The following is an 8,450-nucleotide window of genomic DNA, read 5'->3' as shown; positions in this document are numbered from 1 at the left end:
CACTGCTTATCTAGGCGGGTTGGGAGGAAACGCGCGGGGCGCGAAAGCGCGGGCACCCAAACAGGTAACCTCCCCCTACCCCGTCCCTCCCCCCCGGGCCCGAGACCTCGGATGAGGAGGAGGTCAGTTGTGGGCGTGCAGCTCCGCGTTCAGCCCGCCCCAGGAGCCGGAGCGGGCGATGACCTCGACGGCGCCGGTCTGGGAGTTGCGGCGGAAGAGGAGGTTGTCCTGGCCGGACAGCTCGACGGCCTTGGCCACCTTGCCGTCCGGGGTGGTGACCCGGGTGCCGGCGGTGACGTAGAGGCCGGCCTCGACCACGCAGTCGTTGCCGAGCGAGATGCCGATGCCCGCGTTGGCGCCGAGCAGGCAGCGCTCGCCGACCGAGACGACCTGCTTGCCGCCGCCGGACAGGGTGCCCATGATCGAGGCGCCGCCGCCGATGTCGCTGTGGTCGCCGACCACGACGCCGGCGCTGATCCGGCCCTCGACCATGGAGGTGCCGAGGGTGCCGGCGTTGAAGTTGACGAAGCCCTCGTGCATCACGGTGGTGCCGGAGGCGAGGTGCGCGCCGAGGCGGACGCGGTCCGCGTGGGCGATGCGCACGCCCGACGGGGCGACGTAGTCGGTCATCCGCGGGAACTTGTCGATCCCGTAGACGGCGAGCTGGCCGCCCTGGGCGCGGACCGCCAGGCGGGCCTGCTCGACCTTGTCCACCTGCACCGGGCCGATGCTGGTCCACGCCACGTTGGCGAGCAGACCGAAGAGGCCGTCCAGGTTCTGGCCGTGCGGCTGCACCAGGCGGTGGCTCAGCAGGTGCAGGCGCAGGTAGGCGTCGTGTGCGTCGATCGGCTTCTCGTCCAGCGAGGCGATCGTGGTGCGCACGGCGACCACCTCGACGCCGCGGCGCGCGTCGGCGCGCAGCGCCTCGGCCGCGCCGGCGCCCAGCTCGGCCTCGGCCTGCTCGGCGGTCAGACGGACGGTGCCGGCCGGGCCGGGCTCGGCGGCCAGTGCGGGGGCGGGGTACCAGGTGTCGAGGATGGTGCCGTCGGCGGCGATGGTGGCCAGACCTGCGGCGACGGCGCCGTTTGCGAGGGAGGTGGATTCTGCAGTCACATCGTGCACGTTAACGAATGCGGGCCGCCGGTGCCGAACACGCTCACCGGGCGGACACGGCGGTCGGCCGCCGGTGCCCGAGCCGTGCGGGGGGCGGGCTCCGGGCAAAACCCGGTGCTGGGTGGGCCCGTCCTGGGCAATACTCGGGCGGGTGTTCATGTCGATCTCCACCACCGGTACCGCCGAGAGCCCGGCCACCGACCTGGGTTTCCTGCTGCACAAGCACCCGGGCAAGGTCCAGCAGTTCTCGACGTCGCACGGCGAGGCGCACGTCTTCTACCCGGAGGCGGGCGACGAGGCCTGCACGGCCGCGCTGCTGCTCGATGTCGACCCGATCGCGCTGGTCCGCAAGGGCCGGGGAAAGGGCCGCGGCGGCTCGCCGGACTTCGCGCTCGCCCAGTACGTCAACGACCGCCCCTACGCGGCGTCCTCGCTGCTCGCGGTGGCGCTGCGGACGGTGTTCCGGACGGCGATGAAGGGCGTCTGCGAGGCCCGCCCCGGGCTGGCCGACCGCCCCCGGCCGCTGCGGATCGCGCTGCCCGCCGTGCCGGCCAACGGCGCCGGCGAGGGCGGCGGGGTCGCGATGGCGGGCCGGCTCTTCGAGCCGCTGGGCTGGCAGGTCGAGGCGTCGGCGATCCCGCTGGACGAGGCGTTCCCCGAGTGGGGCGAGTCGCGCTACGTCCGGCTGGAGCTGTCCGCTACGGAGGTCCGCCTCGCGGACGCGCTGCAGCAGCTGTACGTGCTGCTGCCGGTGCTGGACGGCGCCAAGCACTACTGGGTCGCCCCGGACGAGGTCGACAAGCTCCTCGCCGCCGGTGAGGGCTGGCTGGCGGACCACCCGGAGCAGGCCGTGATCGCACGCCGCTACCTGTCCCGGCGCTGGGCGCTCACCCGGCGGGCGATGGAGCGGCTGGAGCTGGCCCGGCTGGCGGAGGCGGACGACCGTGAGGTCGAGGAGATCGACAACGCGGTCGACGACACCACCGACGACACGATCGACGACACCACCGACGACACCACCGACGGCGCCACCGAGGAGACCGGGCAGCCGGAGGCGCAGGAGCAGCCCGGCGAGGAGAAGAAGGTCTCGCTGGCCGAGCAGCGCCGCACGGCGATCCTGGCCGCGCTGGGCGAGGTCGGGGCGGCCAGGGTGGCCGACCTCGGCTGCGGGCAGGGCGAGCTGGTCGGCGCGCTGCTCAAGGACGCCCGGGTCACCGAGGTGCTCGGCGTGGACGTGTCCGCCCGGGCACTGTCGGCGGCCGCGCGCAAGCTGCGGCTGGAGCGGATGACGGAGCGCCAGTCGGCCCGGGTCAAGCTGGTCCAGGGCGCGCTGACGTACACGGACGCGCGGCTGAAGGGCTTCGACGCAGCGGTGCTCTCCGAGGTGATTGAGCACTTGGACCTGCCCCGGCTGCCGGCGCTGGAGTACGCCGTCTTCGGGGCGGCCCGTCCGGCGGCGGTGGTGGTCACGACGCCGAACGTCGAGTACAACGTCCGCTGGGAGAGCCTGCCGGCCGGTCACGTCCGGCATGCCGACCACCGCTTCGAGTGGGACCGGGCCGAGTTCCGCGCCTGGGCCGAGCGGGTCGCGGAGGCGTACGGCTACACCGCGGTGATCCGCCCGGTCGGACCGGAGGACCCGGAGGTGGGCGCACCGACCCAGCTCGCCCTGTTCCGCATCGGCACGCCGCCCGAGCCCACGACCGTCGCGACCACCGACGCGACGGCCGTCACCGCAGAAGCGACGGGCACAGACGCGACGACCACCGAAGCCACGGCCACCGAAGCCACGGCCACTGAAGCCGTGGCCGCCGAAGCCACCACGACGCCCGAAGGGGGCGAGACCCGATGACCGACGACGCACAGTCCCCGAAGCTCACCACGAACGCCCCTGCCGAGGCCGTGCCGGCCGACCCGCCGGCTGACCCGCGGGCCGACCCGCCCGCCGGCACCAAGCCCCGCCGCCTCCCCGTCACCGACGTGTCCCTCGTCGTCCTGATCGGCACCAGCGGCGCGGGCAAGTCCAGCTTCGCCCGCAAGCACTTCCTCCCCACCCAGGTGATCTCCTCCGACTTCTGCCGCGGTCTGGTGGCGGACGACGAGAACGACCAGTCCGCCTCCGCCGAGGCCTTCGACGTGCTGCACTACATCGTCGGCAAGCGCCTCGCCGCCGGCCGCCTGACCGTGGTGGACGCCACCAACGTGCAGCCGGAGGCCCGCAAGCAGCTGGTCCGGATCGCCCGGGAGCACGACGTCCTGCCGATCGCGATCGTGCTGGACGTCCCGCCGGGCGTCTGCGCGGAGCGGAACAGGACCCGCCCGGACCGGCAGCTGCCCGCCCACGTGATCCCCCGCCAGAACCGCGAACTGCGCCGCTCCCTGCGCGGCCTGGAGCGCGAGGGATTCCGGAAGGTGCACATCCTGCGCGGCGAGGCGGAGGTCGAGGCCGCCGAGATCGTGCCGGAGAAGCGGTTCAACGACCTGCGCCACCTCACCGGGCCGTTCGACATCGTCGGCGACATCCACGGCTGCCGCTCCGAGCTGGAGACCCTGCTCACCCGCCTCGGGTATGCGCTCACCAGGGACGACGCTGGCCGCCCGGTGGACGCCGCGCACCCCGCGGGCCGTACCGCCGTCTTCGTGGGCGACCTGGTCGACCGCGGCCCGGACACGCCGGGCGTGCTGCGTCTGGTGATGGGCATGGTGGCGGCCGGGCACGCGATCTGTGTGCCGGGCAACCACGAGAACAAGCTCGGCCGGGCGATGGACGGCAAGAAGGTCACCGTCTCGCACGGCCTCCAGGAGTCGCTGGACCAGCTGGCGGGGGAGCCGGAGGAGTTCCGCGCCGAGGTCCGGGCGTTCATGCGCGGCCTGGTCAGCCACTACCTGTTGGACGGCGGCGCCCTGGTGGTCTGCCACGCGGGCCTGCCGGAGAAGTACCACGGCCGGGCCTCCGGCCGGGTGCGCTCGCACGCGCTGTACGGGGACACCACCGGCGAGACCGACGAGTACGGGCTGCCGGTGCGCTACCCGTGGGCGGAGGAGTACCGGGGCAGGGCGCTGGTGGTCTACGGGCACACGCCGGTGCCGGTGGCGAGCTTCCTCAACAACACCATCTGCCTGGACACCGGCTGCGTCTTCGGTGGCAGCCTCACCGCGTTGCGCTACCCGGAGCGGGAGCTGGTGAGCGTGGAGGCCGAGCAGGAGTGGTACGCGCCGGTGCGCCCGCTGCACACGGACGCGCCGGGTGCCCGCGAGGGCCGGCCGCTGGACCTCGCCGATGTGGCGGGTCGCCGGGTGGTGGAGACGGCGCTGCACGGCCGGGTCGCGGTGCGGGAGGAGAACGCGGCGGCCGCGCTGGAGGTGATGAGCCGGTTCGCGATCGACCCGAGGCTGCTCGCCTACCTGCCGCCGACCATGGCGCCGAGCGCGACCTCGCGCCGGCCCGGCTACCTCGAACACCCGGAGGAGGCCTTCTTCGCCTACCGCGAGGACGGGGTCCGGCAGGTGATCTGCGAGGAGAAGCACATGGGCTCCCGCGCGGTGGTGCTGGTGGCCCGGGACGACGTGGCGCTGGAGAAGCGGTTCGGCCTGGCCGGGCCGGGCGCGATCTGGACCAGGACCGGCCGGGCGTTCCTCGGTGACGACGGGCTGACCGCCGCCGTCCTGGGCCGGCTGCGGGCCGCGGCCGAGCGCTCGGGGCTCTTCGACGAGCTGGGCACCGGCTGGCTGCTGCTGGACGCCGAGCTGATGCCGTGGTCGCTGAAGGCCGCCGAGCTGCTGCGCCGTCAGTACGCGGCGGTCGGCGCGGCGGCGGGCGCGGCGCTGCCGCAGGTGCTGGGCGCGCTGGAGCAGGCGGCCGGGCGCGGGCTGGACATCGCCGGGCTGACCGCCCGCCAGCGGCAGCGTGCCGCGGACGCGCAGGCGTTCACCGAGGCGTACCGGCGGTACTGCTGGCCGACGGAGGGCCTGTCGGGGATCCGGCTGGCGCCGTTCCAGGTGCTGGCCGCCGAGGGGGCGAACCTGGCGGTGCGCCCGCACGACGAGCACCTGGCCTGGATCGACGGGCTGGTCGAGGCCGACCTGGCCGCCCATCAGGACGCTCCGGTACTGCACCGGACCGGGCGGCTGGTGGTGGACACCGCCGACGAGGCGTCGGTCGCCGCGGGCGTGGCCTGGTGGGAGGAGCTGACCGGGGCCGGCGGTGAGGGCATGGTGGTCAAGCCACTGGCGTCGCTGGTCCGCGGCAAGGCGGGGGAGGGGCGCCCGGGCGGGCTGGTCCAGCCGGGCGTCAAGGTCCGCGGCCGCGAGTACCTGCGGATCATCTACGGTCCGGACTACACCCAGTACCTGGACCAGCTGCGCCAGCGGTTCCTCGGGCACAAGCGCTCGCTGGCGCTGCGCGAGTACGCGCTCGGCCTGGAGGCGCTGGACCGGCTGGCGGCAGGGGAGCCGCTGTGGCGGGTGCACGAGCCGGTGTTCGCGGTACTGGCGCTGGAGTCGGAGCCGGTGGACCCGCGTCTCTAGTGCTGTGACCGAGAAGGTTCACCGGGGTGCGGGTCGCGTCCGCCGGTGCCGCCCATATTGGTACGGTTTGTGATAGATCCGGTACAGATCGTCACGGTGGCGGTGCGAGGGACCGGGGTACGCGGAGGAGATCTCTATGGCGATCTTGGCGAAGGTCGAGCTGGCGGGCGTGACGACCGACCAGTACGACGCCCTGAACGGAAAGCTCCAGGCACTGCCCGGCAATCCCTTCGAGGGCTGCCTTTCCCATGTCTGCGTCCCAACGGACTCGGGACTTGTGATCTACGACCTGTGGGAGTCGGAGCAGGCCATGGAGAAGTTCATCGGCATCGTGAGGCCGGCGGCCCAAGGCCTCGGCCTGCCTCAGGGGTTCCAGCCGGAACTCCACCCGGTTCACGCCTTCTGGAGGCCGTAGGCCTTCCAGTCACCGCTATCGCCAAACCCCGGTCAACGTTTGCGGTCACAGCACTAGACAGTGCGGCAGAGGGGCCCCGCGGAGTCTCCGCGGGGCCCCCGGCCTTTCCCTTGCCGCCGGTGCCCCCGGAGGGCTTTGCATATAAATTCCGAGCATCGTATACAATTGCCGCTTCCCGTTCCCGCCCCGTCACCCCAGGAGCCCGGCATGGCGTTCAACCTCCGGAACAGGCACTTCCTCAAGGAGCTCGACTTCACTCCCCAGGAGTTCCGCTTCCTGGTGGACCTCGCCGCCCAGCTCAAGGCGGCGAAGTGCGCGGGCACGGAGCAGCCCCGGCTGCGCGGCAAGAACATCGCGCTGATCTTCGAGAAGACCTCCACCCGGACGCGCTGTGCCTTCGAGGTCGCCGCCCACGACCAGGGCGCCACCACCACCTACCTCGACCCCGCCGGCTCGCAGATCGGCCACAAGGAGTCGATCAAGGACACCGCCCGGGTGCTCGGCCGGATGTTCGACGGTATCGAGTACCGGGGCCACGGCCAGGAGATCGTCGAGGAGCTGGCCGAGTACGCCGGCGTCCCGGTCTGGAACGGCCTGACCGACGAATGGCACCCCACCCAGATGCTCGCCGACGTGCTGACCGTCCGCGAGCACACCGCCAAGCCGCTCACCGAGGTGGCCCTCGCCTACCTCGGCGACGCCCGCTCCAACATGGGCAACTCGCTGCTGGTCACCGGCGCCCTGCTCGGCATGGACATCCGGATCGTCGCGCCGCGCGCGCTCTGGCCCGCCGAGGAGGTGCAGAAGGCGGCGCGGGCGCTGGCCGAGACCACCGGCGCCCGGATCACCCTCACCGAGGACGTGGCCGCGGGCGTGGCCGGCGTCGACTTCCTCTACACCGACGTGTGGGTCTCGATGGGCGAGCCCAAGGAGGTCTGGGCCGAGCGGATCGCGCTGCTCAAGCCGTACCAGGTGTCGATGGACACCGTCCGGGCCACCGGAAACCCGGACGTGAAGTTCCTGCACTGCCTGCCCGCCTTCCACGACCTCGGCACGGTGGTCGGGCGGCAGATGTACGAGGCGACCGGGATGAGCGAGCTGGAGTGCACCGACGAACTCTTCGAGTCGGCGCACTCCGTCGTGTTCGACCAGGCGGAGAACCGCCTGCACACCATCAAGGCCGTCCTGGTCGCGACGCTCGGAGCCTAGAGCCCGGGCCCTGGGCGTGCCCTGGCCGGCCGGGATCGTCACGGCTCCAGGTTCACGCAGGCGGCCCGGTCGCCCGTCGCGTGCCGGCCGGCCGGCCTGCCCGCGTGCAGCACCAGCGAGCGAGCCTCGCCCGGCCGGGGCTGCCAGGCCACCGCGGCGGCCGTGGTGCCGTCGCCCCGGTGGTCGGTGCGCAGCGTCAGCCGCAGCTCGTTGCGGTCGTTGGCGTACGCGGGGTCGGTGGACGGCCGGACCGGATCCACGGCGTCCTGGTAGTGCGGGCCGGAGGCGGCCGGGTCGGCCCCGCAGGAGCCGGTGTGCAGGTGCACCGGGAACTCGTGGCCGGCGGCGAGCCCGGCCGTGGTCAGCGTCAGCACCGTCCGGCCGGGCACCGTGCGGTCCACCACCACCCGGACGTGCGAGCCGTACGGTACGAGGTCCGGCGCGTGGCTGATCGCGGCCGGCGGGACGAAGGCCGTCGCCGGGTCGAAGTCGGCGTCCACGACCGAAACCGGCGCGGCCGCCGTGCCGGGCGCGGCCGAAGCGGCCGACGCCGGTACGGGGGCGGACACCAGCAGGGCAAGCGGGATCAGGGCGGTGGCGGCGAACGGAGCGGACATCGGCAAGGCCTTCCGAGGCGGTGCGGCGGACGCCCTGCTCAACGCCGCCGGGCCCCGACGGACACCCTCCGCGCCTGATGACCCTGCCGGGCAACCCCTCGCGCGGAGCACCTCCTCGCGCGGATCAGGGCAACCCCTCGCGCGGACCGGGTCACCCCGTCCGGCGGTGGGCCCCCTGGATCCCCCGGATCTCGCAGCGCGGCCCGCTCGCCCGCATCAGCCGCAGGTCCGCCGTGACCAGCGGCACCCCGTACTGCTCGGCGACCGCGACGTACGCGGCGTCGTCCGGCGTGAGGTTGTCCTTCAGCTCCCAGATCCGGCCGAGCAGCGGCGCCACCTCGACCTTGCGGATCGCCAACCCGGGTAGCTGGGCGGCGAGTTCGCCGACCCGCTCGGCGGTCAGCTCCTTGGCCAGGTAGAGGCCGCGCAGCGACTGCATCACCTCGATGACGATGTGCTCGGGGGCCACCCACTCGCCGCCCGTGTCGAGTTCGGCCCGGGCCGCGGCCCCGCGCTCGCCCTCGTCGGCCAGCGCGAGCACCAGTGCGGACGCGTCCACCACGATCATC

The 8,450-nt window shown here is 73.3% G+C and carries 7 protein-coding genes; 4 read left to right on the top strand and 3 right to left on the bottom strand.

Annotated elements, in window-relative coordinates; all coding sequences use genetic code 11:
• Positions 1 to 123 precede the first annotated feature (123 nt).
• Positions 124 to 1,113 (bottom strand): 2,3,4,5-tetrahydropyridine-2,6-dicarboxylate N-succinyltransferase, encoded by a 990-nt coding sequence (dapD, locus tag ACZ6NC_RS27375; RefSeq protein WP_465736415.1) that lies wholly within the window; start codon positions 1,111 to 1,113, stop codon positions 124 to 126.
• 151 nt (positions 1,114 to 1,264) lie between these two features.
• Here dapD and ACZ6NC_RS27370 point away from each other — a divergent pair, with 151 nt between their 5' ends.
• The 4 genes from ACZ6NC_RS27370 to argF all read left to right on the top strand — a co-directional run bounded on the left by ACZ6NC_RS27370 (position 1,265) and on the right by argF (position 7,264).
• The gene (locus tag ACZ6NC_RS27370) at positions 1,265 to 2,965 is read left to right on the top strand and encodes a 3' terminal RNA ribose 2'-O-methyltransferase Hen1 (RefSeq protein ID WP_465736414.1); all 1,701 of its coding nucleotides are present in this window, start codon (positions 1,265 to 1,267) and stop codon (positions 2,963 to 2,965) included.
• On the top strand, positions 2,962 to 5,640 hold the full coding sequence (locus ACZ6NC_RS27365; RefSeq protein ID WP_465736413.1) for a polynucleotide kinase-phosphatase: 2,679 nt from the start codon (positions 2,962 to 2,964) through the stop codon (positions 5,638 to 5,640). Before ACZ6NC_RS27370 ends, ACZ6NC_RS27365 begins: the two co-directional genes overlap by 4 nt.
• 136 nt (positions 5,641 to 5,776) lie before the next feature.
• On the top strand, positions 5,777 to 6,055 hold the full coding sequence (locus ACZ6NC_RS27360; RefSeq protein WP_465736412.1) for a hypothetical protein: 279 nt from the start codon (positions 5,777 to 5,779) through the stop codon (positions 6,053 to 6,055).
• A 207-nt stretch (positions 6,056 to 6,262) separates the two neighbouring features.
• Positions 6,263 to 7,264: an ornithine carbamoyltransferase gene (gene argF / locus ACZ6NC_RS27355; protein ID WP_465736411.1), complete on the top strand. Its 1,002-nt coding sequence runs from the start codon at positions 6,263 to 6,265 to the stop codon at positions 7,262 to 7,264.
• Positions 7,265 to 7,302: 38 nt separating this feature from the next.
• Here the strand turns inward: argF and ACZ6NC_RS27350 are convergent, their stop codons facing one another.
• Positions 7,303 to 7,881, bottom strand: a complete 579-nt coding sequence (locus tag ACZ6NC_RS27350; protein WP_465736410.1) for a superoxide dismutase family protein — start codon at positions 7,879 to 7,881, stop codon at positions 7,303 to 7,305.
• A gap of 151 nt (positions 7,882 to 8,032) precedes the next feature.
• Entirely contained in the window at positions 8,033 to 8,449 is a 417-nt protein-coding gene (locus ACZ6NC_RS27345) for a type II toxin-antitoxin system VapC family toxin (RefSeq protein WP_465554803.1), read from the bottom strand.
• Position 8,450: the final 1 nt, after the last annotated feature.

The sequence above is a fragment of the Kitasatospora sp. NPDC041988 genome (genome assembly GCF_055588525.1).
The sequence above is the reverse complement of the archived record's forward strand: the minus strand, read 5'-3'. Positions and strand labels throughout refer to the sequence as shown.